Raw genomic sequence first — 25,380 nt, forward strand, 5'->3', positions numbered from 1 at the left:
GACGCGGGTGTCTGAGCAGGATGCCGGCTCAGCGCTGCAAGAGTCAAGCAATCCTTGCGCAAGAAATGGCAACTCCGGCTCGCGGGCGTGGCGGTGTCCCGGCCATCGGGATCCCGCCCAGCCGCCGGCCCGGCGCGATCGCGCCGGTCGGCACTCGACCGGACGGGTCAGGCCGGGACGGCGACGGAGGAGGTCGGCGGACGCTGGCGGTGCGGGCCGCCCCCCGGGTCGGCGTCGGCCGGGCGGACCACCGCGGTGGAGCCGCGGACCACCAACTCCGGCCGGAACAGGTACTCGGAGTGCGGCGCGGGGTGGCCGTTGATCTCGTCGACCAGGGCCCGGACCGCGGCCACCGCCATGGCGGCGACCGGCTGGCGCACGGTGGTCAGCGGCGGATCGGTGAAGGCCATCAGGGGCGAGTCGTCGTACCCGACCACGGAGACGTCGCCGGGGACGGCGAGGCCGCGCTGACGGGCGGCCCGGATCGCGCCGAGCGCCATCAGGTCGGAGCCGCAGACGATGCCGGTGACCCCGCGCTCGATCAGCCGGCCGGCGGCCGCCTCACCACCCTCGACGCCGAAGAGGGACAGCTCGGCCAGGCCGTCCAGCTCGCCCTCGGCGAACCCGGCCAACCGGGTCATCGCGGACTTCCAGCCGGCCACCTTGCGCTGCACCGGGACGAACCGGTCCGGCCCGGTGATCAGGCCGATCCGGCGGTGCCCGAGCGCCACCAGGTGGGCCACGGCCAGCTCGGCCGACTCCCGGTCGTCGCAGGAGACGAAGGGCGCGGCGACGTCGGTGACGTACCCGTTGATCATCACGATCGGCAGCGGCCGGGAGATCAGCGCCCGGTACCGGTCGTGGTTGGCGGCGGTGTCGGCGTGCAGGCCGGAGACGAAGACGATCCCGGAGACCTGGCGGTCCAGCAGCATCTCGACGTACTCGTCCTCGGTGACGCCGCCGGGGGTCTGGGTGCAGAGCACGGGGGTGAAGCCGCTCTGCGCCAGCGTCGACTCGATGACCTGGGCGAACGCCGGGAAGATGGGATTGTCCAGCTCCGGCACCACCAGGCCGACCAGCCCGGCGCTGCGCTTGCGCAGCCGGGCGGGGCGCTCGTAGCCGAGCACGTCGAGGGCGGTCAGGACGGCCTGCCGGGTCTCGGGGGCGACCCCGGGGCGGTCGTTGAGCACCCGCGACACCGTGGCCTCGCTGACTTCGGCCTGTTGGGCGATGTCGGACAGACGAGCGCGCATGGCGGCACTTTAGCTCACGGGAAAGTTCTTGCGTACACTCCTGCAATACCTTCCATTCTCTGCAACGTCTTGCTAACGTCCCCGCAACACGCGAGAGCAGCGGCGCGGTACGCAGCGCCGGTCAGCAAGAATTTACAGAGGTTTCCACTGGCGGGCCGTCCTTCCCCCGGCGGGCCGCCATGACGACAGGAGTACCGATGCGCATCCGTACCGCGGGTGTGGTCGCTGTCCTCGGCCTGGCGCTCGCCGCCTCCGGCTGCGGTGGCAGCGACAGCGACAAGCCGGCCGCCAAGGAGTCCGCCAAGGCCTCCGGCGGCAAGCTGGTCATCTGGGCCGACGACAAGCGCACGGCCGCCCTCAAGCCGTTCGCCGATGAGTTCGGCAAGGAGAACGGCGTCACCGTCGAGGTCAACGCCGTCTCCAAGGACCTGCAGACCAACTTCGTCACCGCCTCCCAGCAGGGCAGCGGTCCGGACGTCGTGGTCGGCGCGCACGACTGGATCGGCAACCTGGTCCAGAACGGCGCCATCGACCCGGTGCAGCTCGCCGCCGAGCAGAAGAGCGGGTTCAGCGAGGTCGCCGTCAAGGCCGTCACCTTCAACGGCCAGCTCTACGGCGTGCCCTACGCGCAGGAGAACCTGGCGCTGATCCGCAACACCGAGCTGGCCCCCGAGGCGCCGAAGACGATCGAGGATCTGGTCGCCACCGGCAAGCAGCTCAAGGCGGAGAAGAAGGTCAGCGAGATCCTCTGCCTCCAGGTTGGCCAGAACGGCGACGCCTACCACATCTACCCGCTGTACACCTCGGCCGGCGGCTACCTCTTCGGCACGGCGGCCAACGGCGACTACGACCCCAAGGACCTGGGCGTCGGCAAGCCGGAGTCGATCGCGGCCTTCCAGAAGATCGGCAAGCTCGGCGAGAAGGGCGAGGGCGTGCTGAAGCGCTCGATCCAGGACACCAACTCGATCGCCACCTTCGCCGGCAAGAAGTGCGCCTACCTGGTCTCCGGCCCGTGGGCGACCGCCGACGTGAAGAAGGCCGGCATCAAGTACGACATCTCCCCGGTCCCCGGCTTCGCCGGCGGCAAGGAGGCCCAGCCGTTCGTGGGCGTCCAGGCCTTCTACGTGGCCGCCAAGGGCAAGAACAAGGCCCTGGCCCAGGAGTTCGTGGCGAACTACGTCACCAAGCCCGAGCTGGCCGTCGCGCTGTACAAGGCAGAGCCGCGCCCGCCGGCGCTGACCGCGGCGCTGGACCAGGTCAAGGGCGAGGACCCGGACCTGGCCAAGTTCCAGGAGGCCGGCAAGAACGGCCAGGTGCTCCCGGCGATCCCGGCCATGGCCGCGATCTGGGACCCGTTCGGCAAGGCGGAGGCGGCCGTCGTCGGCGGCGCCGACCCGGCCAGCACGATCACCGCCGCTGGCAAGACCATCGCCGGTCAGATCAAGTAATGAGCGCGTCGCTGTCCGGCCCGGAGCCTGCCACGCAGGCTCCGGGCCGGGAGCCCGTTCGCCGCGGGCTCCCGCGCACCCCCGCCACCACGCGGCACCACGCGCCGATCACGGCGACCGGTCTCGTCGTCAAGGTGATCCTGCTCGGCCTGGCGGCCGGGATCGCGATCTGGGCGGCGTTCCCGCTCGTCGAGGCCGGGCACTGGATCGGGCTGGCCATCCTGGCGGCCACCACGGCCGGCCTGTTCTACCTCTACCTCACCCGCCGGCACATCCCGGCCAAGTACCTGGTCCCCGGTACGCTCTTCCTGATCGCCTTCCAGATCTTCCCGGTGCTGTACACCGCGAGCACCGCCTTCACGAACTTCGGCGACGGCCACCGCGGCAGCAAGGACGAGGCGATCGTCGCCATCCAGACCTCCTCGGTGAAGCAGGTCCCCGGTTCCACCGAGTACTCCCTCGCCATCGCCACCCAGGGCGACCCGGCCAGCGACGCGCTGGTCTTCCTGCTGACCGACCCGAAGACCAGGGAGGTCTCGGTCGGTGACGCGGACGGGCTGCGCAAGCTGGACGCCGGGCAGGTCACGGTCAGCCCGACCGGCAAGGTCACCGCCGCCGACGGCTACACGGTGCTCAACTTCGGCCAGGCCAGCGTCCGGAGCAAGGAGATCACCGACCTGATCGTGCCCACCTCCGGCGGCGCCATCCGGTCCAACGGCCTGTCCCGCGCCTACGAGGGCACCGCCGTCCGGGCGTACGACGCGGACTGCGACTGCATCAAGGACAGCGAGACCGGCAGGACCTGGACCGCGGACGAGGCGACCGGCTCCTTCGTCGCCGCCGACGGCGAGCGGCTCGCCCAGGGCTGGAAGGTCAACGTCGGCCTGACGAACTTCACCCGGGTGCTCACCGACGACAACATCTCCGGACCGTTCCTCGGCACACTGATCTGGAACTTCGCCTTCGCGATCGCCTCCACCGGGGGGACGTTCGTCCTCGGCCTGCTCATCGCACTGGCCCTGCACTCGCCCCGGATGCGGGGCACGAACCTCTACCGGGTGCTGCTGATCCTGCCGTACGCCATGCCGTCGTTCGCGATGCTGATGGTCTGGCGCGACATGTTCAACACCGACTTCGGACTGCTCAACAACCTGTTCGGGCTGGGCGTCGACTGGTTCGGCGGAAGCTGGACCGCCCGCTTCGCGGTGATCCTGGTGCAGCTGTGGCTCGGCTACCCGTACATGTTCCTGGTTGCCACCGGAGCGCTGCAGGCGATCCCGCGCGAGCTGACCGAGGCGACCTCGGTCGACGGCGCCTCCCCGTGGCAGTCGTTCCGCGCGGTCACCCTGCCGTTGCTGCTGGTCGCGCTCTCCCCGCTGCTGATCTCGTCGTTCGCGTACAACTTCAACAACTTCAACGCGATCTACCTGACCACCGAGGGTGCGCCGTTCCCCGCGGACAACCCGACGAACGGCGCGACCGACCTGCTGATCACGTACACGTACCGGCTGGCGTTCGGTGCCCAGGGCGCGGAGTTCGGGTTCGCGGCGGCGATCTCGCTGTTCATCTTCACCATCGTCGCGGTGGTGTCCGCGGTGAGCTTCCGGCGCACCCGCAGGCAGGAGGAGGTGTACTCGTGACCACGTCCACCACCGCCCCGGCCACGGGAAGCCCGGCCGTCGCCGCCCGTCGGCGGCGGGGCAACCGCTGGCTGACCCAGGTCGGCTGGCGACACCTCGTCGGCGTGCTCGGGGTGCTGTTCAGCCTCTTCCCGATCGTGTTCGTGCTCTCCGCGGCGCTCAATCCGCTGGGCACGCTGTCGTCCACCGAGCTGGTGCCGACCGGAGGGGTGACCTTCGGCAACTTCGGCGAGCTGTTCCAGCGCACCGCGTTCGCGCGCTGGTTCCTCAACTCGCTGCTGATCGCCGGGGTCGCGTCCTTCGCGTCGGTCTTCCTCTCCTCGCTGGCCGCGTACGCCTTCTCCCGGATGCGCTTCCGGGGCCGGCGGGTCGGGCTGCTCTCGCTGCTGATGATCCAGATGTTCCCGCAGTTCCTGGCGATCGTGGCGATCTTCCTGATCTTCGGCACCATCACCGAGCTGTGGCCCGGGATCGGCTTCAACACCCCGTGGGGCCTGCTGCTGCTGTACCTGGGCGGCGCGCTCGGCGTGAACACCTGGCTGATGAAGGGCTTCTTCGACACGCTCCCCCGGGAGCTGGACGAGTCGGCCACCATGGACGGCGCGACCCACGCCCAGGTGTTCTTCCGGATCATGCTGCCGCTGGTGGCCCCGATCCTGGCGGTGACGGGCCTGCTGGCGTTCATCGGCACGATCAACGAGTTCCTGATGGCGAACGTGTTCCTCACCAGCACCAACTCGAAGACCCTCGCCGTCGGTATGTACGGCATGCTCCAGGGCAACGAGCGCAACGTCAACTTCGGGATCTTCGCAGCGGCGACGCTGCTCACCGCGATCCCCACGGTGCTGGTGTTCCAGTACCTCCAGCGCTACATCGTCTCCGGCCTCACCTCCGGAGCCGTCAAGGGATGACCATGCTGCAGCCGCACCATGACGGGTCCGCCACCTACGTGCCCGAACAGGAGCCCGTGCTCGGGCAGCTCGTCCCGGTCTTCGTCCGGGTGCCGGCCGGCGCCGACGTCCGCCAGGTGCACGTGCGGACCACCGGTGACGGCGAGCCGCGCTTCGCCGAGGCCGTGGTCGACCGCACCGAGGGTGGTGACGTGTGGTGGCGGGCCGACGTCGAGGTCCGCAACCCGGTCAGCAACTACCGGTTCCTGCTCGCCGGGGCGAAGGCCTGCCGCTGGCTCAACGCCGCCGGCCTGGTCGACCACGACGTGCCCGACCACGGCGACTTCAAGCTGGTCAGCTACGCCCCGCCGCCGGCCTGGGCGCGGGACGCGGTGATCTACCAGATCTTCCCGGACCGGTTCGCCCGCTCGGCCGCCGCCGCCGGGCGGACCGCGCCGGACTGGGCCATCCCGTGCGACTGGGACACCCCGGTCATCGGGCGCGGCCCGGAGACGCCGTACCAGTTCTACGGCGGCGACCTGGACGGGATCACCGAGCGCCTGGACCACCTGGACCGGCTCGGGATCAACACCGTCTACCTGACCCCGGTCTTCCCGGCGCGCTCCAACCACCGGTACGACGCGTCCAGCTTCGACACCGTCGACCCGCTGCTCGGCGGGGACGCCGCCCTGGCCCGGCTCGCCGACGCGGTGCACGCCCGGGGCTGGCGGCTGCTCGGCGACATCACCAGCAACCACACCGGCGACGGGCACCGGTGGTTCACCGCCGCCGTCGCCGACGTGCACGCGCCCGAGCGCGAGCTCTACTACTTCGACCTGACCGGCGGGGACTACGAGTCGTGGAACGGGGTCAAGTCGCTGCCGAAGCTCAACTGGGGCAGCGCCGAGCTGCGCCGTCGCTTCGCCACCGCCGAGGACTCGCTGCTGCGCCGCTGGCTGCGCCCGCCGTACGGGCTGGACGGCTGGCGGGTGGACGTGGCGAACATGACCGGCCGGCGGGGCGCGGACGCGTACACCCACGAGGTGGCCCGGCTGCTGCGCGAGGTGGTCGCCGAGACCCGCGCCGACGGCCTGCTACTGGCCGAGCACGGCCACGACCACACCGGTGACCTGGACCGGGACGGCTGGCACGGGACGATGAACTACGTCGGCTTCACCGACCCGGTCTGGTCCTGGCTGCGCCACGGCGACGAGCCGCTGCCGAACTTCCTCGGCACCCCGGGCGGCGTCCGCCGACGGGACGCGGGGGCGGTGCTCGCCACCATGAACGCCTACCGGTCGCTGATCTCCTGGCGGTCCTACGTGCACTCGTGGCAGCTGCTCGGCTCGCACGACTCGGCCCGCATCCGGACCGTGGTCGGCGACGCCGCCCGGCAGGAGGTGGCCGCCGGCCTGCTCGCCACCATGCCGGGCACCCCGGTGGTCTTCGCCGGCGACGAGCTGGGGCTGACCGGCACGAACGGCGAGGGCTCGCGTACCCCGATGCCGTGGCACCGGCCGGAGAGCTGGGACCGGCGCACGTTCGACGCGTACCGGTCGCTGCTGGCGCTGCGCCGCGGCGAGCCGGCGCTGCGGCACGGCGGCCTGCGCTGGGTGTACGCGGACCCGGACACCCTGGTCTTCCTGCGCGAGGCGCCGACCGGCGCGGTGCTCGTGCTGGCCCGCCGCGCGCCCGGTACCCCGGTCCGCCTGACCGGCCTCCCGGCCGCCGAGAACGTCCACGGCAACGCTCCCGCCCTCCGCCCTGCCCCCGACGGCACGGTCACCCTGCCCCCCGACGGCCCCACCTTCCAAGCCTGGCGCCTCCCCTAACCAACCCCCACCCGCCCCCCTCCCGCCCCCACCCTCCCCGCCCCCCGGCGATCTTGCACTTACGGTCGGAGTTACGCGGCTTATGTCCGCTTTGCTGCGCCACAAACTGCAAGATCGCGGGGAGGTCAGGGGTGGGGAGGGGGTGGGGAGGTCACGGTATGACGGCGGGTGGATGGGGGGACTACTACGGGGCGTCGTTGATGGGGGAGGATGGGCGGCGTGGAAGCTATTCGGCTGGTACTTCTCTACGTTCATCTGATCGGGTTCGCGCTGCTGCTCGGCGGCTCGATCGCCCAGTACGTCAGCGGCCGGCTGCGGATCAACGCGGCCATGCTCTGGGGCTCGGTGATCCAGGTGCTGACCGGAATCGGTCTGTCCGCCCCGCTGCGCGACGGGCACGAGCCGGCGCCGGCGAAACTTGTTACCAAGTTGGTGCTCGCACTGTTGATCTTTGTCATGGTCTTCTTCTCCCGGAAACGGGAGTCGGTCAACCGCGGCCACTTCCTCGCCATCATCGGGTTGACCCTGGTCAACGCGGCGGTGGCGGTCTTCTGGCGGTAGCCCCAGCAGCAGTGGAAACGTCGCAGGAAACGGACGTTAAGGACACCTTTTCCGAAGCCCGCCGGTCGTGAAAGTGATTTCCCCCACCCCCGGATTACGTAGGGGTAACGGACGCTCAACAGTCGTGCACGATTGTCGGCCGGTGGGTGGGCGCGGGCGTACGCTCCCGTCCGTAACGTGGGACGCCGGCGGCACACCGCAGGCCGGCGCAAGGGCTGCCATCGCGGACGACGCGGTGTGCAATGGGAAGGAGACGTCTTGCGCTCTGTGCGTGGGATGCGGATCGCCTCCGCCGTCGTGGCGGGTGGCCTCGTGCTGGGCGCCGCCGCGTGTGGTGAGGCCCCCAAGGACGACAACGCCGCCGGCGGCACCGCCGGCAAGAAGTACAGCGCCTGCATGGTGACCGACCTCGGCGGCATCGACGACAAGTCGTTCAACACCTCCGCCTGGGCGGGCCTCGAGGCGGCCAAGAAGGCCAACGACAACATCGACATCAAGTACGTCGCGTCGAAGGCCGAGGCGGACTACGAGGTCAACCTGACCGGGTACGTCAACCAGAAGTGCGACTTCATCCTGGCCGTCGGTGGCCTGATGGCCGACGCCACCAAGAAGGCCGCCGAGGCGAACCCGAAGCAGCAGTTCGGCATCGTGGACGCCAACCCGGGTGTGGACAACATCTACCCGATGCAGTTCGACACCACCCAGGCCGCCTTCCAGGCCGGCTACCTGGCCGCCGGGATGACCAAGACCGGCAAGGTCGGCACCTACGGCGCCATCCCGATCCCGCCGGTGACCATCTTCATGGACGGCTTCGCCGACGGCGTGGCCTACTACAACCAGGCCAAGAGCAAGAACGTCCAGCTCCTCGGCTGGGACAAGGCGAGCCAGAAGGGCTCCTTCTCCAACTCCTTCGACAAGCAGGACGACGGCAAGAAGGTCTCCGACGCGCTGGTCGCCCAGGGCGCGGACATCATCATGCCGGTCGCCGGTGGCGCGGGCCTCGGCACCACCGCCGCCGCCCAGGCCTCCGGTGGCAAGTACTCGGCGATCTGGGTCGACACCGACGGCTGCCAGAGCACCCCGAACTGCCCGGCGCTGCTGACCACGGTCGTCAAGAACATCCAGGACGCCGTCAAGGAGGCCGTGCTCAAGGCCGCCAGCGGTGAGCAGCTGCAGGCCAAGCCGGGCTTCGTCGGCACCCTGGCCAACAACGGCGTGTCGCTCGCCCCGTACCACGAGTTCGACAGCAAGGTCCCGGCGGACCTGAAGGCCGAGATCGACAAGATCAAGGCGGACATCGCCGCCGGCACCATCAAGGTCACCTCCAAGGCCCAGCCGGCCACGGAGTGACCGGTCCGCCGGCCGCCGCACCGAGGGCATCGGCGGCGGAGGCCGGCGGCCACCAGGCACGACGCACCACCGGCCGTCTCGGCGTACGCGGGCAGAGACCTGCGGCACCGGGGCGGCCGGACCTTACCCCCGCGAACCGACCCGGCCCGATGGCCGGTGCGGCAGCAGCTACGCTGCACCATCGCTCGCACTCCAGGAGGTTGCGCTGAGACTCGAACTGCGCGGCATCACCAAGCGGTTCGGTGATCTGGTCGCCAACGACCACATCGACCTGACGGTGGAGCCTGGAGAGATCCACGCCCTGCTCGGCGAGAACGGTGCCGGCAAGTCGACCCTGATGAACGTGCTCTACGGGCTCTACCAGCCCGACGAGGGCGAGATCCTGGTCGACGGCCAGCCGCTGAAGCTGAAGGGCCCGTCGGACGCCATCGCGGCCGGGATCGGCATGGTGCACCAGCACTTCATGCTGGTGCCGGTGTTCACCGTGGCGGAGAACGTCATGCTCGGCGCCGAGCAGGTCAAGGGCGGCCTCACCGGCTTCCTCGACCGGCGGCGCGCCCGCCGTGAGGTCGCCGAGGTCTCCGAGCGGTACAACCTCCGGGTCGACCCGGACGCGGTGATCGAGGACCTGCCGGTCGGCATCCAGCAGCGGGTGGAGATCGTCAAGGCGCTCACCCGCGACGTCGACCTGCTGATCCTCGACGAGCCCACCGCGGTGCTCACCCCGCAGGAGACCGAGGAACTGCTCGCGGTGATGCGGTCGCTCAAGGCCGCCGGCAAGTCGATCGTCTTCATCACCCACAAGCTGGGCGAGGTGAAGGCCATCGCGGACCGGATCACGGTGATCCGACGCGGGAAGACCGTGGGTACGGCGTCGCCGAACGCCAGCCGGGACGAGCTGGCCGCGCTGATGGTGGGCCGCAGCGTCCGGCTGACCGTCGACAAGCAGCCGGCCACCCCGGGCAAGCCGATCCTCGAGCTCTCCGGCCTGGTCGTCGACGACGACCGGCAGGTACGCGCGGTCGACGGCGTCGACCTGACCGTGCACGCCGGTGAGGTGCTCGGCATCGCGGGCGTGCAGGGCAACGGCCAGACCGAGCTGATCGAGGCCATCATGGGCCTGCGGCCCGCGCTCGCCGGCACTGTCACCCTGGACGGCGAGGCCGTGCACGGCTGGCCGACCAAGAAGGTGCTCCGGGCCGGCGTCGGCTACGTGCCGGAGGATCGCAGCGTCGACGGTCTGGTCAAGGAGTTCTCCGTCGCGGAGAACCTGGTGCTGGACATCTACGACCAGCCGCCCTTCGGCAAGGGCCTGTCGCTCAAGCCGGACGCCATCGCGAAGTCGGCGAAGGAGCGGATCGAGCAGTTCGACGTCCGTACCTCCTCGGCGGACACGCCGGTGGGCACCCTGTCCGGCGGCAACCAGCAGAAGGTGATCGTGGCCCGGGAGCTGTCCCGGCCGTTGAAGCTCTTCATCGCCGCACAGCCCACCCGGGGCGTCGACGTCGGCTCGATCGAGTTCATCCACAGCCGGGTGATCCGCGAGCGGGACATCGGCACCGCCGTCATGGTCGTCTCCAGCGAGCTGGACGAGGTGATCGGCCTGGCCGACCGGATCGCGGTGATGTACCGCGGCCGGATCATCGGCGTGGTCGGCCCGGACACTCCCCGCGAGGAGATCGGCCTGCTGATGGCCGGCATCACCCCGGACACCGCCACGGCGACCGACGGCACCAGCGGTACGCCCGAAGGCGCTGCGGCTTTGGCCCCCGAAGGCCCTGGCAACGAGGAAAAGTCATGAGCGAGCGCCAGCGAGCGAATCATCAATACAGCGCGATGCTGCCTCATGCCGGCACCGAGCGCAGCGAGGTGGCGGCATGAGCAACCGGAATGCGGTGTCGGGCTCGCCGGACAAGGCGCCGGCCACCGAGGCGCAGGAGGCGCGGACGATCCCGACCCCGCGCACCGGCGACGCCGCGGCGACCGCCACCGCGCCCAAGGAGTCCACGGGCGAGCCCCGCCCGTCGCTGGGCCGGCTGTTCCTGGACAACCTCTGGGCCGCGAACACGGTCACCGTGACCGTGCTCGCCGTGCTGCTGGCGATGCTGGTCGGCGCGGTGCTGATCATCGTCTCCGACCCGGAGGTGCTGGCCACCTACGGCTACATCACCGCCCGGCCGTCGGACGCGCTCAACTCGAGCTGGGCCGTGGTCAGCGAGGCGTACGCGAACCTGTTCAAGGGCGCCATCTTCGACCCGGACGCCACCGGCTTCACGGCCGCGCTGAGCCCGATCTCGGAGACGCTCACCTACACCGCACCGCTGGTCTTCACCGGCCTGGCGGTGGCGCTCGCCTTCCGCGGCGGCCTGTTCAACATCGGTGCCCAGGGCCAGGCGACGATCGGCGTCGTCCTCGCCGCCGCCGCCGGCTTCGCGCTGCCGCTGCCGCCGGGGCTGCACCTGCTCGTCGCGCTGCTCGCCGGCGCGGCCGGTGGTGCCCTCTGGGGCTTCATCCCGGGCATCCTCAAGGCGCGTACCGGCGCCCACGAGGTGATCAACACGATCATGCTCAACTACGTCGCGGTCTACTTCCTGGCCTGGATCATCATCCAGGACGGGGTGCACAGCCCGACCCGCGCCGACGCGATCAGCAAGCCGGTCGACGCCTCCGCCCAGCTGCCCCGGCTGCTCGGCGACAACCTGCGGGTGCACACCGGCATCCTGCTCGCGGTGCTGGCCACCGCGTTCGTCGCCTGGCTGCTGAACCGCTCGACGCTCGGCTTCGAGCTGCGTGCGGTCGGTGCCAACCCGGACGCCGCCCGGACCGCGGGCATCAGCGTCACGAAGACGTACGTGCTGGTCATGGTGATCGCCGGTGTGCTGGCCGGCCTCGGCGGCTCGAACATGGTGCTCGGCTCGACCGCGAACGCGCTCACCCCGCAGGTGGTCGCGCAGATCGGCTTCGACGGCATCCTGGTCGCGCTGCTCGGCCGGGTGAAGCCGTGGGGCGTGCTGATGGCCGCGCTGCTCTTCGGCGCGCTCCAGGCCGGCGGCAACCGGATGCAGTCGTACTCAGGGATCTCGCTGGAACTGGTCACCGTGCTCCAGGCGCTCATCGTCATCTTCATCGCCGCGCCGGCCCTGGTGAAGGCGATCTTCCAGCTCCGGGCGGCCCGCGCGGCCCGGTTGCAGACGAGCCTCGCGAAGGGCTGGTGAGGCATGTCCACCATGGTTGTCCCCGAGGTCGCCGTCACCACGGTCGACGAGGGCTTCTGGACGCGTATCCGCAAGGTCGGCGCCGTCCTGCTGGGGCTGGGCGTGCTCGCGGCGGTGCTCTTCGGGGCGCTCGCCACCGGCCAGGAGGCCCGGTTCACGCTCAGCGAGACCGAGGGCGGCGCCGCCCTGTCGATCCACGGCACGACCGGCGCGATCCTGTTCGGGGTCATCGCCGCCGCGGCCGGCGCCGCGCTGCTCGCCGGGGTGCCGAAGCGCTGGTTCACCCTGCTGCTCGGCGTCGGGCTGGTCGCGTTCGTGCTGAGCTTCCTCTGCTGGCAGGTCTCCGCCGCCCCCGACGGCCGCAACTTCATGCCGATGGTCAACGTCGTCCGCGGCACCTTCATCCTGGCCCTGCCGCTGATCTTCGGCTCGCTGGCCGGCGTGCTCTGCGAGCGGTCCGGCGTGGTCAACGTGGCGATCGAGGGCCAACTGCTGATGGGGGCCTTCTCCGGCGCGCTGTTCGGCAGCCTCTCCGGCAACGTCTGGGTCGGGCTGGTCGCCGCGGCGATCGGCGGCGCGTTCATCTCGCTGCTGCTCGCCGTGTTCGCCATCCGCTACCTGGTCGACCAGGTGGTCATGGGTATCGTGCTGAACCTGCTCGCGGTCGGCGTCACCGGCTTCCTCTACGAGCGGCTGATGCAGACGAACGTGGCGAGGTACAACAGCGCCCCTCGGTTCAGCAACTGGGAGATCCCGCTGCTCAAGGACATCCCGCTGGTCGGTCCGGCGCTGTTCCGCGGCAACATCTTCCTCTATCTCGGCCTGCTGCTGGTGCTGGTCATCCACGTCGCGCTGTTCCGTACCCGGTGGGGGCTGCGGACCCGCTCGGTGGGGGAGCACCCGACCGCCGCGGACACGCTGGGCGTGAAGGTGCTGCGGCTGCGCTACCGCAACGTCATCATGGCGGGACTGGTGGCCGGCGTGGGCGGTGCCTCGTACACCCTGGCGCTGTACTCGTTCACCAAGAACATGATCGGCGGTAAGGGCTTCATCGCCCTCGCCGCGCTGATCTTCGGCCGGTGGAGCCCCACCGGGGCGCTGCTCGCGGCGCTCTTCTTCGGCTTCGCCGACCAGCTCGCCACGTACCTCGGCGCGATCGGCAGCAGCATCCCCAGCCAGTTCCTGGCGATGCTGCCGTACCTGGCGACGATCCTGGCCGTGGCCGGGCTGGTCGGCAAGGTGCGGGCCCCGGCGGCCGACGGCAAGCCGTACGTCAAGGGCTGACCGCCCGCGACGCGACGTGCCCGGCGGGGAGGCCCGCCGGGCACGCCCGTCTCCGGGCCGTGGTGGTTCCGACCACCGTCGGCGCCCCGCGCCCGGTCTGATCAGCGGGAATTGGGCAGAATGGGAGATGTGATGGAGATCGACTGGGAGCGGCTGCGGGCCGCCGCCACCGAGGTGATGCGGCACGCGTACGTGCCGTACTCGAAGTTCCCGGTCGGGGCGGCAGCCCTGGTCGACGACGGCCGGGTGGTGGTCGGCTGCAACGTGGAGAACGCCGCGTACGGCGTGGTCCTCTGCGCCGAGTGCGGGGTGGTCTCCTCGCTGCACGCCACCGGCGGCGGGCGGATCGTCGCCCTGTCCTGCGTCGACGCCACCGGCGAGCCGCTGATGCCGTGCGGCCGGTGCCGCCAGCTGCTGTGGGAGCAGGGTGGGCCGGAGTGCCTGATCGAGGCCAAGGGCGGCCCGCTGCGGATGACGGAGCTGCTGCCGCACGCGTTCGGCGTCGAGGACCTGGAGGCGGTGACCGGCGAGCACCCGGTGCCCGTGGTGCCGGACCGGCTGGCCGCCTGGCGGGGGCGGGGCACGGTCTTCGTGCACCCGGACCTCTCCGCCGGGCAGCAGGTCTGGACGGCGTACTGGGAGCGGTCGGCCGGGGACACCGAGGGCATCGAGACCGGCGTGCTGGAGGAGGGCCCGACCTGGGGCGACCCGGCGGAGGCGATCACCTGGGGGCTGGCGCGTACACCCCGGGTCGTCGTGGTGGACGCGTCGGGCACGATCTTCTGGGCCGGCGAGGGCGAGCCGCCGCTGGAAATCCCGGTCCGCTGGCCGGGTGCTTGAGCTTGGGGATCGGGCCGACCGTGCCCGGCTCCGGGCGGTCAGGCTTGATCCCTCCGCCGGTCACGGTCGGCCCAATCCCTCGATGGCCACTGTTCGCGGATCGGTTCCGCAACGACTGATAGGAACTTCTGACGGTGAGTGCTTTTACGGCGGTTGATGTCATCCGGGCCAAGCGGGACGGGGGTGTGCTGAGCGACGGGCAGATCGACTGGGTCGTCGACGCGTACACCAAGGGGCTGGTGGCCGACGAGCAGATGTCGGCGCTGGCCATGGCGATCCTGCTGCGCGGCATGACCGCCCCGGAGATCGCCCGGTGGACCGCCGCGATGATCGCCAGCGGGGAGCGCCTGGACCTCTCGCCGGTGACCCGGCCGACCGTGGACAAGCACTCCACCGGCGGCGTCGGCGACAAGATCACTCTGCCGCTCACCCCGCTCGTCGCCGCCTGCGGCGCGGCGGTGCCGCAGCTGAGCGGCCGGGGTCTCGGCCACACCGGCGGCACGCTGGACAAGCTGGAGTCGATCCCCGGCTGGCGGGCCGCGCTGAGCAACGCGGAGTTCATCACCCAGCTCCGCGACGTCGGCGCGGTGATCTGCGCGGCCGGTGACGGGCTGGCCCCGGCCGACCGCAAGCTGTACGCGCTGCGCGACGTCACCGGCACGGTGGAGGCGATCCCGCTGATCGCCAGCTCGATCATGAGCAAGAAGATCGCCGAGGGCACCGGGGCGCTGGTGCTCGACGTGAAGGTGGGCTCCGGCGCGTTCATGAAGACCGCCGACAACGCCCGCGAGCTGGCCCGCACCATGGTCGAGCTGGGCCGGGCGCACGGCGTGCGGACGGTCGCCCTGCTCACCGACATGTCCACCCCGCTCGGCCTGGCCATCGGCAACGCCGTCGAGGTGACCGAGTCGGTCGAGGTGCTCGCCGGCGGCGGCCCGGCCGACGTGGTGGAGCTGACCCTGGCGCTGGCCCGGGAGATGCTCGCCGCCGCGGGCCTGCCGGACGCCGACCCGGAGGCGGCGCTCCGCGACGGTCGCGCGATGGACGCGTGGCGGACGATGATCCGGGCGCAGGGCGGCGACCCGGACGCCCCGATGCCGACGGCCGACGAGGTCGAGGTGGTGCACGCCGCCGCCGACGGCTACGTCGCCGCGATCGACGCCTACGCCATGGGGGTGGCGGCCTGGCGGCTCGGCGCCGGCCGGGCCCGCAAGGAGGACCCGGTGAGCATTCCGGCCGGCGTGGTGCTGCACAAGCGCCCCGGCGACCGGGTACGCGTCGGCGAGCCCCTGTACGAGCTGCGCGCCGAGCACGCGGAGCGGATCCCGGCCGCGCTGGCCGAGGCGCAGCGGGCGGTCCGGATCGCCCCGGACGCCCCCGCCGCGGCGCCGCTGGTGATCGAGCGGATCGGCTGATCGTTTCCCGTCGGCGGGGCCGTGGTGCCGGCCCCGCCGAGCGGCTATCCTGCCTGGCCAAGGGGGACCGATCGGTGCTGAGCCGACGCGAGCAGACAGGGACCTGAGCCGTGCGCGTACCCGCCCCTGATCCCCGGGCCGTCCGTGAGGCGAGCCTCGACGAGCTGTCCCGGTTGGGTCTGCCGCTGCCGCCACCGCAGTTCCCCCTGGTGTGGGAGCCGGGGGACGAGATCGAGCTGCGCCCCACCGCCGAGATGGAGGCGCGGATCGCGGTGCTGCACCTGATCCTGGCCCGCTGTTTCGGCATGCCCGCGCAGGCGGCGATGAGCTGGCTGCTGGAGTCGCACCTGGTCGACACGTTGACCCCGCCCGAGTGGCAGTTCGTGGTGGGCGGCAAGGGCGACCACCGCTCGTTCGTGCTGCACCACGATGCGCTCTTCGCGCTGGCCTGGGTGCTGGGGCTGGCCAAGGAACTGGACCCGACCGTGCCGGTGGACGAGCGACTGGTCGAGCGGATGCCCAATCTCGTCGCCGGGGAGACCTTCCCGCAGTGGCGGGCCCGGATCCTGGCCGCGCCGCAGCACCCGGCCGACGCGGCCGCCCTGCTCGACCTGCACTACTGCCTGGACTGGGCGTACCTGGAGTCGGAGGACACCGGACGGCCGCTACCCGGGCTGGTGGACGCGAACGCGATCGGGCAGCGCCGCTGGGCGTTGGAGTGGGCGGTGGTGCTGCACGGGCCGTACCACGACGAGCCGCCGGGCTGGGAAGAGGTCGACCTCTCCACCTGACCGGTCCGCCATTCGCCCCGGCCCCCGCTCCTCGGTCTCCGGCCCCTCGGCCACGGGCGGCGTCGGCGCGGGTCAGCGCGGCCGGTGTGTGCCGATCCGGACCGCGAGGGTCACCGGCACCGGCTCGGGCAGTGCGGCGATCCGCTCGGCGAGCCGGGCCGGGTCGGTGTGCCAGGCGCTCGGCCCCATGCCGACCAGGGTGGACACCTCGGTGCGGCGCAGGGCCAGCCGGGCCCGGTGCTCGCCGACCGAATCCGCAATGAAGTGCCCGCTCAGGCTGCCGGCGACCCGGTCGGCCTTGGCCGGGTCCACCCGCAGCAGGTCGAGCGCGTCGACCAGCTCGGCGAGGTGGTCCGCAGCCGGGGTGACCACCAGCAGCGCGCCGGCCGGGTCGAGCACCCGGTGGAACTCCGGGCCGTTGCGCGGTGCGAAGACGTTCAGCAGCAGCGCGGCGGAGTGGTCGGCCAGGGGCAGCCGCTGCCAGGTGTCGGCGAGCGCCGCGGCCGCGCGCGGGTGGGCCCGGGCCGCCCGGCGCAGCGCCGGCTTGGCGACGTCGAGGGCCAGGCCGACGGCGTCCGGCAGCGCCGCCAGCACCGCCGCGAGGTACCAGCCGGTGCCCGCGCCGGCATCCACCACCAGGGGGTACGGGTTCCCCGCCGCGCCGCGACCGTCGGCGCGGCCGTCACCGTGCGCGAGCGCCGTGCCCGCCGGTGCGATGCGGGGTGCCCCCGCGACGACCTCGGCGGCGGTGGCGGCGAGCGCGGCGGCGATGGTGTCGTAGTGGCCGGCGGCGAGGAAGTCGGCGCGGGCGGCCACCATCTCGGCGCTGTCCCCGGTGTGCGGGGCGCGGCCGGCGAGCAGGTTGACGTACCCCTGCCGGGCGATGTCGAAGCTGTGCCGGCGTGGGCAGCGCAGGGCGCGGGCGGTGCCGGCGGTGGTCTCGGCCAGCGGCTCGCCGCAGACCGGGCAGCGCAGCCGGTCGAGGATGCGGGCGTCCACGTCAGACCTCTGCCCGGCCGGTCCGCCGCCCGCTGAGCCGGTCGACGACGCGGTGGGTCAGCGCGCCGAGCGCGTCGACCTCCTCCGCGGTGAGCAGGTCGATCAGGTGCCGGCGGACGGCGGCGACGTGTCCGGGGGCCGCCGCCTCGATGGCCCGCCGGCCGGCGGGACTGAGCACCACGAACGCGCCCCGGCCGTCGGACGGGCACTCCTCGCGGGTGACCAGGCCGCGCTGCTGCATCCGGGTGAGGTGGTGGGACAGGCGGCTGCGCGACCAGAGCATCCGGTCGGCCAGCTCGCTGAGCCGCAGCCGCTGGTCGGGCGTCTCGGAGAGGTCGGAGAGGACGTCGTAGTCCGGCTCGGAGAGGCCGGCGTCCTGCATCAGCTCCCGGGCCAGCTCCAGGTCGAGCAGGCGGCGCATCCGCCGGTAGCCGCGCCAGGCCCGGTCCTCCCGCTCGTCCAGCCAGCGTGGTTCGCCCATGCCCCGATCCTAGTCCAGTTGTTGACATGTCATCCAAGCGGTCCTAACGTCGATGACATGTCAACCGGATCGCCGGCAGGGCGCCGCCGCAGGACGCAGTCGACTGCCTCTGCCACGGGTGGCGGCATGAGCGAGCGGTTGTGGGAGCTGTTCGGCGAGCGGGGGCGCGGTGTGCTGGTGACCCTGCGCCGCGACGGCCGGCCGCAGCTGTCCAACGTGGACTACCTGGCCGAGCCGGGGCTGATCCGCTGTTCCACCACCGGCGACCGGGCCAAGGTGCGCAACCTGCGGCGCGATCCCCGGGCCAGCTTCCACGTCACCACCACCGACGGCGGGGCGTACGCGGTGGCCGAGGGGACGGTGACCCTCACCACACCGGCCACGGTGACGGGCGACGCCACCGTCGACGAGCTGGTCGAGGTCTACCGGCGGATCCGGGGCGAGCATCCGGACTGGGCGGACTACCGCGCGGCGATGGTGGCCGACGGCCGGTTGGTGCTCCGCCTCGCCGTCGAGCGGGTGTACGGCTGGCGACCGTGAGCCGGGCCCGGTCCTGTGTCGGGGCCGGGCCGCCGGTGGATAGTGTCTGACCATGGTCGCAATCCGATACGAGGACATCGTCAAGGTCCCGAAGGCGCTGCTGCACGATCACCTCGACGGCGGCCTGCGGCCCGCGACGATCGTGGAGCTGGCCGCCGAGGTCGGCCACGAGCTGCCCGCCACCGATTCGGAGGCGCTCGGCCGCTGGTTCGTGGAGGCGGCGAACTCGGGCTCGCTGGAGCGCTACCTGGAGACGTTCGCGCACACCGTGGCGGTCATGCAGACCGCGCCCGCGCTGCGTCGGGTGGCCCGCGAGTGCGCGCTCGACCTGGCCGCCGACGGCGTGGTCTACGCCGAGGTCCGGTTCGCGCCGGAGCAGCACCTGGAGCAGAACCTCACCCTCGACGAGGTGGTCGAGGCCGTGGTGGCCGGCTTCGCGGAGGGCAGCGCCCTGGCCGCCGAGGCGGGGACGCCGATCCGGGTCGGCACCCTGCTCACCGCGATGCGGCACGCCGCCCGCTCGCAGGAGATCGCCGAGCTCGCCGTCCGGCACCGGGACACCGGGGTGGTCGGCTTCGACATCGCCGGCGCGGAGGCGGGCTTCCCGCCCACCCGGCACCTGGACGCCTTCGAGTACCTCCAGCGGGAGAACTTCCACTTCACCATCCACGCCGGTGAGGCGTTCGGACTGCCGTCGATCTGGCAGGCGATCCAGTGGTGCGGCGCCGACCGGCTCGGCCACGGGGTCCGGATCGTCGACGACATCACCCCGGGCCCGCCGCCGGTGCTGGGCCGGCTGGCCGCGTACGTCCGGGACAAGCGGATCCCGCTGGAGCTGTGCCCCTCGTCGAACGTGCAGACCGGGGCGGCGCCGTCGATCGCCGAGCACCCGATCGGGCTGCTGCGTGACCTGCGCTTCCGGGTGACCGTCAACACCGACAACCGGCTGATGAGCGGCACCTCGATGTCCCGGGAGATGGCGCTGCTGGTGGAGGCCTTCGGCTACGGCTGGAAGGAGCTCCAGTGGTTCACGATCAACGCGATGAAGAGCGCGTTCATCCCGTTCGACGAGCGGCTGGGGATCATCGACGAGGTGATCAAGCCGGCGTACGCCAAGCTGATCGGCTGATCACGAATGCACGTGCGGGTGGCCGGCGAGCAGGGCGGCCACCCGGCGCAGCACCTCCCGGGCCCGCGCCGCCTCGGCGCCCAGCCCGGTCTGCCGGCGCAGCACGGCCGGCTCGGTGCGCAGCAGCGTGATCCCGCGCCGGATCAGCACGCGGGGTGCCTTGCGCTGTTCGGACAGGTCGCGGGCGAGCCGGCGGACGAAGGTCGCGCCGCGCGGCCGGCGCAACGCGTACGCCCCGGCGAGCAGGCCGCGGCGGCGGCACTCCTCGACGATCTCGGCCGCGAAAATCCCTTCGGCGACGAACAGCGGCGATCCGTCGACGTCGAATGGCCGAGTGGCCACCTTTCGGTCCGCGTCGATCGCATAAACCGGCACTTCGGCCTTGCCGTCCCGAGCCAGTCGGGCAATTGTTTCCACCGCTGCGTCCGCGTCCCAGGACAGCGGTGACTCCCAGTCGACCTGTCCGTTTCGGCGTGGCAACGTGGGGTCGTCGCCGTCCTTGTAGAAGTCGTCCAGGCAGAGCACGGGAAGTCCGGTTCGCTGCGCAATGTACGACTTTCCGGAGCCGGAGGGGCCGGCGAGGAGGACGACGCGGTGAGGGTGTTCCATTACTTTGAGTGACTCCGGCCAGACGGACTGCTATCAAATTGCATCAACATCTCATCACACCTCCGGCGACGGACAACCTGGGCTTTCTCTTTGCGGGGCGGCGTGATGGAATCTCGGAGGTCCGACCCGCCGGGTCGGTCGCTCGGCGTTGCCCGCGGGTGACGTCCGGACGCGGTAATGCGAGGGCGGTGACGTGAGCAAACGACCAAAGACGGCGGGCTCCTTCCTGTCGCGTCTACGCCGGCCAGCCAGCCGGCTCCGCGACATGCCGATCTGGTCCAAGCTCGGCCTGATCATGATCGTGCCGACCATCGCCACGGTGGTGGTGGGCACCAACGGCCTGGTCGGCCACCTGGAGACACTCAACAATGCCAACCGGGCCGGCGACCTCGCCAACCTGATCGGCTACTCCGGTGCCCTGGTCGACACCCTGCAGGACGAGCGGGTCACCGCGGTGCTGTGGCTCGGCGCCAACAGCCGGGGCCAGACCAAGGCCGAGCAGGCCCAGGCCAACGCCCAGTACCAGGAGGCCTACAACCGGGCGAACTCCCGGGTCGACCAGGAGAAGGCGCCCTACTCCCGGCAGCGCGCCGCGATCGACGACCTGCCGAGCAACTTCGAGGTCCTGCTCGACCGCATCGACCAGAGCCTCGCCGACCTCCCGGGCACCCGCAGCCAGGTCTACAACGGCAAGCTGACCATCGACGCCGCGGAGAAGTCGTACGAGGGCCTGATCAACGACCTGCTCTCGATCCGCGACTCGGCCACCCAGCTGGCCGGCGACGCCGACCTGAGCGACCACATGCGCGCCGCCGCCGCCGTCGCCCGGCAGCAGGAGTACCTCTCCCAGCGCCGGGTGGTCGTGCACCAGGCCCTGGTGCGCAAGCAGCTCACCCCGATCCTGCGCGAGCAGTTCATCGCCAGCGGCACCGGCCAGGCGCAGGCGCTGCAGAGCTTCAAGGCGGTCGCCACCACGGCCGACTCCGAGTTCTACGACCAGACCGTGGCCGGCTCGGACCTGCGCCAGGCGACCAGCTACACCGCCTACGTCACGGACAGCATCGACGGCGACATGTCCGACGCGCCGTTCAAGCCGGACCAGTGGGACGCCGCCATGGTGGCCAACGCCAAGCTGATCCGGACGGTCGAGGCGAAGCTCGACGGCAACGTCGTCCGACAGGCCGAACAGCTCCGCTCGGACACCCAGACCCAGGTGTTCCTGGAGACCGGCCTGCTGCTCACCATGCTGCTGCTGGCCATCCTCTTCGCGTACCTGGTCGCCCGCTCGATGGCGCGGTCGCTGCGCGAGCTGCGGCAGGGTGCCCTCTCGGTGGCCCAGTACGGCCTCCCGCAGGCGGTGGCCCGCCTCCGGGATCCGCAGGTCACCGGCCAGCTCTCCCCGGTGCAGCTGGCCAACCAGATCGCCGAGCCGCTGCCGGTCCGCAGCAAGGACGAGTTCGGCCAGGTGACCGAGGCGTTCAACGCCGTCCACCTGGAGGCCGTCCGGACCGCCGCCGAGCAGGCCGCCCTCCGGGCGTCCGTGGCGACGATGTTCGTCAACCTGGCCCGCCGGTCGCAGATCCTGGTCGACCGGTTGATCGGCCACCTGGACCGGTTGGAGCGCGGCGAGGAGGACCCGGACCGCCTGGCCGAGCTGTTCCAGCTCGACCACCTGGCCACCCGGATGCGACGCAACGACGAGAACCTGCTGGTCCTCGCCGGTGCGGACTCCACCCGCGTGCAGCGCGAGCCGGCCGCTCTCATCGACGTGCTCCGCGCCGCCCAGTCCGAGGTCGAGCACTACACGCGGATCGAGTTCGGCGTGATCGACCGGGACATCGAGGTCGCCGCGCACGCGGTCAACGACATGGTGCACCTGGTCGCCGAGCTTTTCGACAACGCCACCGCGTTCTCCCCGCCGGACTCCCACGTGATGGTGGAGGCCCGGCGGGTGGGCGACCGCGCCTCCCTCTACGTCGAGGACCGAGGCATCGGCATCAGCCCGGAGCAGCTGCGCGAGCTGAACGAGCGGCTCGCCACGCCACCGCAGGTGGACGTCGCGGTCTCCCGGATGATGGGCCTGGTCGTGGTCGCGCGGCTGGCGTCCCGCCACGGCGTCAAGGTCGAGCTGCGGCCCGGTGCCGACCGGGGCACGGTCGCGGACGTCACCCTCCCCATCTCGGTTCTGGTGCCGCGCGCCCTCTCCGGCCGGGGCCCGCAGGCGCCCGCCCTCCCGGCCGCCACGACCGGTCCCCAGCAGGGCGGTCCGGCCCCCACGCTCGGTGCCTTCGCCGCCTTCGGCAGCGGCCCGAACACCCCGCCGGCCCCGCGCCCCGGCGCGTCCGGCAACCAGGTGACGCTCGGCGGGCGGCCCTTCGACCCGGCACCGCAGAACGGCTCCGGCAACCCGGCCACCGCCGCCGGGGCGCGGTCGATGCCGGCCTGGTCCGACCTCACCGGTGCCACCGGGCTCGCCGGCGGCGACGCCTTCGCCCCGCGGACGCCCAACGGACAGCCGATCGACCCGCTGCCGCAGCGGCGCAGCCCGGCCGAGGGCGACCCGAACAGCACCGGCTCACAGCCCCCCATCCCACGGCAGTTGCCGAGCAGCCCCGAGGCGCGGCGGTACGGCCCGCCGCCGGTGTCGGCCCCGCCGCTGCCGCCGATCTCCGGCGTGCCGGTCTCGGCCTCGCCCGTCTCGGGGCAACCCGTCTCGGCCGCGCCGGTCTCCGGTCAGCCGGTGTCGGCCGCGCCGGCCCCGGTCCAGCCGGTCTCGCTGCCGCCGGTCAACCAGGTGCCGCCACGTCCGGCGCCGAGCGTGGGTGCGCCGCCGGCCTGGCCGCCGGTCGCCGCGCCCGAGCCGGCCGCCGCCCCGCCGGTGCCGGAGCGCCTCGCCGCCGGCCTCGACATGACCACCGAGCTGCCCCGGGTCGCCCGTCCGGAGGCGCCGCCGGCTGCCAGCCGGCCGGTGCCCGCGCCGGCACAGCAGCCGGCCGATCGCCAGCGGTACGCGGACGAGACGATGGAGCTGCCGATCTTCCGGGAGCTCGAGTCGGCCTGGTTCCGTACCCGACGGCCGGGGCCGGAGGAGACGACCGCAGCGGCGGCGAACGGCGCCGCGACCCAGCAGTTTGCCAAGGTCGATGCCGCCGGTCGGACCGTCCAGCAGACCACATCCGGGACGACAGGTAACACGCCGATGGCACACACTCCGACGGCCGGTGGAGCCTCGCAGGACAACGGATCGGCGAGCGGGGGCGTGCGCCCCGCTTTCGCCGAGGCACTGCCGAACCGGCGGGTGCCGCAGCAGTCCCCCCCTTGGCAGACGGCGGCCGACGACGGTTGGCGGGCCGCCTCGGCGGCCACCGAGGTGCCGGTCGCCGAGACCACGCAGAAGGGCCTGCCCAAGCGGGTGCCGATGGCGCAGCTCGTCCCGGGTGGCATCGAGAAGCCGACCACGTCGGTGCAGCGCCGGACGCCGGAGGGCGTACGGGGTCTCCTCTCGGCCTACCACCGGGGCGTGCAGCGGGGGCGTAACAACCCGTCCGACAGCAACTCGGCCGGCCCGGAGGCGACTCCGGGCGGGCAGCAGTCCTCGCAGTCTGGCTCAGGCCCGGTGGCCGGGAGCGGGCAGAAGGAGCAACAACGATGACTACTACGCAGGATCTCGGATGGCTGCTCGCCAACTTCGCCGACCGGGTGCCCGGTGTGGCGCACGCGGTTGCGGTCTCGGCCGACGGCCTGCTCCTCGCTGCGTCCCGTGATCTTCCGCGGGACCGCGCGGACCAGCTCGCGGCCATCGCGTCCGGTCTGGTCAGCCTGACCCAGGGCGCGGCCCGTTGCTTCGAGGGCGGGGCGGTGCTGCAGACCGTCGTCGAGATGGACAACGGCTTCCTGTTCCTGATGTCCATCTCGGACGGCTCCTCGTTCGCGGTGCTGGCCTCGCGGAGCTCCGACGTCGGCCAGGTCGGCTACGAGATGGCCCTCCTCGTCGACCGGGTGGGCGACGCCCTGACCCCGCAGCCGCGTACGGCTGTCGGGATGATGGGCTGATCGACGCGCTGACCGGTGGGTCAGGAGCGGCAACAACTAGGACAACGACGGATGCCACCGGGTAGGGCCGGCACGGGGTACGAAGGAGGTGAGCGGCGACATGGTCGATCGTGACGAGCCGACCGGCGCGTTGGTCCGTCCATACGCCGTGACCCGCGGCCGTACCCGGCCCCGGCTCGAGATCGCCCTGGAGGCGCTCGTCGAGACGACGGTGCGCGGCCGGGCCGTTGCCGCCGGCAACGGCGGACAGGGCCGTGAGCACCAGTACATCGCCGCGCTGTGTGACGGACGCGTGCAGTCGCTCGCCGAGATCGCGGCGCGGATGCAACTTCCGCTCGGCGTGGCCCGGGTGCTCATCGCCGACATGGCGACGGACGGCCTGGTCGCGGTCCACGAGCCGACCATCCTGGACGACTCCGACGACGCGGTGGGCACTGAACTGCTGGAGAGGGTGCTGAGTGGACTTCGCAGGCTCTGACATGTCGCACCGGCCGTCGGCCCCGAGCGGGCGCGTGACGTCGGCGAAGATCGTGATCGCCGGGGGATTCGGCGTCGGTAAAACGACGCTGGTCGGCTCGGTCTCGGAGATCACGCCGCTGACCACTGAGGCGATCATGACCTCCGCCGGCGTGGGCGTCGACGACAACCGGCAGGTGCCGGGCAAGACGACGACCACGGTCGCCATGGACTTCGGTCGTATCTCGATCGACCGTGATCTGATCCTGTACCTGTTCGGTACGCCGGGTCAGACCCGGTTCTGGTTCATGTGGGACGAGCTGGTCCGCGGCGCCATCGGCGCCGTGGTGCTGGTCGACACCCGCCGGCTGGCCGACTGCTTCGCCGCCATCGACTTCTTCGAGCACCGGCGGCTGCCGTACCTGGTGGCCATCAACTGCTTCGACGGCATGCAGTACCACGACCCGCAGGACGTCCGGGACGCGCTGGCCATCTCCAGCCACGTGCCGGTGGTGCCGTGCGACGCCCGCAACCGGGAGTCGACCGGGTCGATGTCGACGTACAGCACCCGGATGGCCGGGTCGATGGCCTGGG

Annotated in this window: 22 protein-coding genes; 18 read left to right on the top strand and 4 right to left on the bottom strand. The window is 71.8% G+C overall.

Annotated elements, in window-relative coordinates:
* Nucleotides 1-167: 167 nt before the first annotated feature.
* Nucleotides 168-1,253 (bottom strand): LacI family DNA-binding transcriptional regulator, encoded by a 1,086-nt coding sequence (locus ABZ570_RS07455; protein ID WP_358058294.1) that lies wholly within the window; start codon nt 1,251-1,253, stop codon nt 168-170.
* Nucleotides 1,254-1,450: 197 nt separating this feature from the next.
* Here ABZ570_RS07455 and ABZ570_RS07460 point away from each other — a divergent pair, with 197 nt between their 5' ends.
* The 12 genes from ABZ570_RS07460 (at nt 1,451) to ABZ570_RS07515 (ending at nt 16,519) form a co-directional block, all read left to right on the top strand.
* Complete coding sequence (locus tag ABZ570_RS07460) at nt 1,451-2,701, top strand: maltose ABC transporter substrate-binding protein (protein ID WP_358058297.1); 1,251 nt, start codon at nt 1,451-1,453, stop codon at nt 2,699-2,701.
* A complete protein-coding gene (locus ABZ570_RS07465; RefSeq protein WP_358058300.1) occupies nt 2,701-4,341 on the top strand; it encodes an ABC transporter permease subunit in 1,641 nt (546 codons plus the stop codon). Before ABZ570_RS07460 ends, ABZ570_RS07465 begins: the two co-directional genes overlap by 1 nt.
* Before the next feature lie 71 nt (nt 4,342-4,412).
* Complete coding sequence (locus ABZ570_RS07470; RefSeq protein WP_358058358.1) at nt 4,413-5,252, top strand: ABC transporter permease subunit; 840 nt, start codon at nt 4,413-4,415, stop codon at nt 5,250-5,252.
* Nucleotides 5,249-7,063 (top strand): glycoside hydrolase family 13 protein, encoded by a 1,815-nt coding sequence (locus ABZ570_RS07475; protein WP_358058303.1) that lies wholly within the window; start codon nt 5,249-5,251, stop codon nt 7,061-7,063. Before ABZ570_RS07470 ends, ABZ570_RS07475 begins: the two co-directional genes overlap by 4 nt.
* Nucleotides 7,064-7,282: 219 nt before the next feature.
* Nucleotides 7,283-7,624, top strand: coding sequence for a hypothetical protein (locus ABZ570_RS07480; protein ID WP_358058306.1), 342 nt, complete (start codon nt 7,283-7,285; stop codon nt 7,622-7,624).
* Nucleotides 7,625-7,900: 276 nt separating this feature from the next.
* The gene (locus ABZ570_RS07485; RefSeq protein ID WP_358058360.1) at nt 7,901-8,974 is read left to right on the top strand and encodes a BMP family ABC transporter substrate-binding protein; all 1,074 of its coding nucleotides are present in this window, start codon (nt 7,901-7,903) and stop codon (nt 8,972-8,974) included.
* Nucleotides 8,975-9,239: 265 nt separating this feature from the next.
* Nucleotides 9,240-10,775 (top strand): ABC transporter ATP-binding protein, encoded by a 1,536-nt coding sequence (locus ABZ570_RS07490; RefSeq protein ID WP_358058362.1) that lies wholly within the window; start codon nt 9,240-9,242, stop codon nt 10,773-10,775.
* 76 nt (nt 10,776-10,851) lie between these two features.
* Nucleotides 10,852-12,189 carry an ABC transporter permease gene (locus ABZ570_RS07495; protein WP_358058309.1) on the top strand — a complete coding sequence of 446 codons (1,338 nt, stop codon included), beginning with the start codon at nt 10,852-10,854 and terminating at the stop codon, nt 12,187-12,189.
* A 3-nt stretch (nt 12,190-12,192) separates the two neighbouring features.
* Entirely contained in the window at nt 12,193-13,473 is a 1,281-nt protein-coding gene (locus tag ABZ570_RS07500) for an ABC transporter permease (RefSeq protein ID WP_358058312.1), read from the top strand.
* Nucleotides 13,474-13,605: 132 nt separating this feature from the next.
* On the top strand, nt 13,606-14,313 hold the full coding sequence (locus ABZ570_RS07505) for a cytidine deaminase (protein ID WP_358058315.1): 708 nt from the start codon (nt 13,606-13,608) through the stop codon (nt 14,311-14,313).
* Nucleotides 14,314-14,447: 134 nt separating this feature from the next.
* Nucleotides 14,448-15,728: a thymidine phosphorylase gene (locus ABZ570_RS07510; protein ID WP_358058317.1), complete on the top strand. Its 1,281-nt coding sequence runs from the start codon at nt 14,448-14,450 to the stop codon at nt 15,726-15,728.
* Between the two features lie 110 nt (nt 15,729-15,838).
* Entirely contained in the window at nt 15,839-16,519 is a 681-nt protein-coding gene (locus ABZ570_RS07515) for a DUF4272 domain-containing protein (RefSeq protein WP_358058320.1), read from the top strand.
* A gap of 72 nt (nt 16,520-16,591) precedes the next feature.
* On the opposite strand, the gene ABZ570_RS07520 is transcribed toward ABZ570_RS07515, so the two are convergent.
* Nucleotides 16,592-17,518 carry a putative RNA methyltransferase gene (locus ABZ570_RS07520; protein ID WP_358058323.1) on the bottom strand — a complete coding sequence of 309 codons (927 nt, stop codon included), beginning with the start codon at nt 17,516-17,518 and terminating at the stop codon, nt 16,592-16,594.
* Between the two features lies 1 nt (nt 17,519).
* Entirely contained in the window at nt 17,520-17,999 is a 480-nt protein-coding gene (locus ABZ570_RS07525; RefSeq protein WP_358058326.1) for a MarR family transcriptional regulator, read from the bottom strand.
* A 126-nt stretch (nt 18,000-18,125) separates the two neighbouring features.
* Here ABZ570_RS07525 and ABZ570_RS07530 point away from each other — a divergent pair, with 126 nt between their 5' ends.
* Together ABZ570_RS07530 and ABZ570_RS07535 are read left to right on the top strand one after the other, a co-directional pair.
* On the top strand, nt 18,126-18,539 hold the full coding sequence (locus tag ABZ570_RS07530) for a PPOX class F420-dependent oxidoreductase (RefSeq protein ID WP_358058329.1): 414 nt from the start codon (nt 18,126-18,128) through the stop codon (nt 18,537-18,539).
* A 52-nt stretch (nt 18,540-18,591) separates the two neighbouring features.
* Nucleotides 18,592-19,668, top strand: coding sequence for an adenosine deaminase (locus tag ABZ570_RS07535; protein WP_358058332.1), 1,077 nt, complete (start codon nt 18,592-18,594; stop codon nt 19,666-19,668).
* On the opposite strand, the gene ABZ570_RS07540 is transcribed toward ABZ570_RS07535, so the two are convergent.
* Complete coding sequence (locus ABZ570_RS07540; protein ID WP_358058335.1) at nt 19,669-20,277, bottom strand: ATP-binding protein; 609 nt, start codon at nt 20,275-20,277, stop codon at nt 19,669-19,671.
* A gap of 193 nt (nt 20,278-20,470) precedes the next feature.
* Here ABZ570_RS07540 and ABZ570_RS07545 point away from each other — a divergent pair, with 193 nt between their 5' ends.
* From ABZ570_RS07545 to ABZ570_RS07560, 4 genes are all read left to right on the top strand, one after another.
* Nucleotides 20,471-23,929, top strand: a complete 3,459-nt coding sequence (locus tag ABZ570_RS07545; RefSeq protein WP_358058338.1) for a nitrate- and nitrite sensing domain-containing protein — start codon at nt 20,471-20,473, stop codon at nt 23,927-23,929.
* Complete coding sequence (locus ABZ570_RS07550) at nt 23,926-24,330, top strand: roadblock/LC7 domain-containing protein (protein ID WP_358058340.1); 405 nt, start codon at nt 23,926-23,928, stop codon at nt 24,328-24,330. Before ABZ570_RS07545 ends, ABZ570_RS07550 begins: the two co-directional genes overlap by 4 nt.
* Before the next feature lie 100 nt (nt 24,331-24,430).
* The gene (locus tag ABZ570_RS07555) at nt 24,431-24,808 is read left to right on the top strand and encodes a DUF742 domain-containing protein (RefSeq protein ID WP_358058343.1); all 378 of its coding nucleotides are present in this window, start codon (nt 24,431-24,433) and stop codon (nt 24,806-24,808) included.
* A gap of 1 nt (nt 24,809) precedes the next feature.
* Nucleotides 24,810-25,380: ATP/GTP-binding protein (locus tag ABZ570_RS07560; RefSeq protein WP_358058346.1), on the top strand; the 571-nt coding region annotated here is incomplete at its 3' end.

The organism is Micromonospora sp. NPDC007271, assembly GCF_040634005.1.
Classification (GTDB): Bacteria; Actinomycetota; Actinomycetes; order Mycobacteriales; family Micromonosporaceae; genus Micromonospora.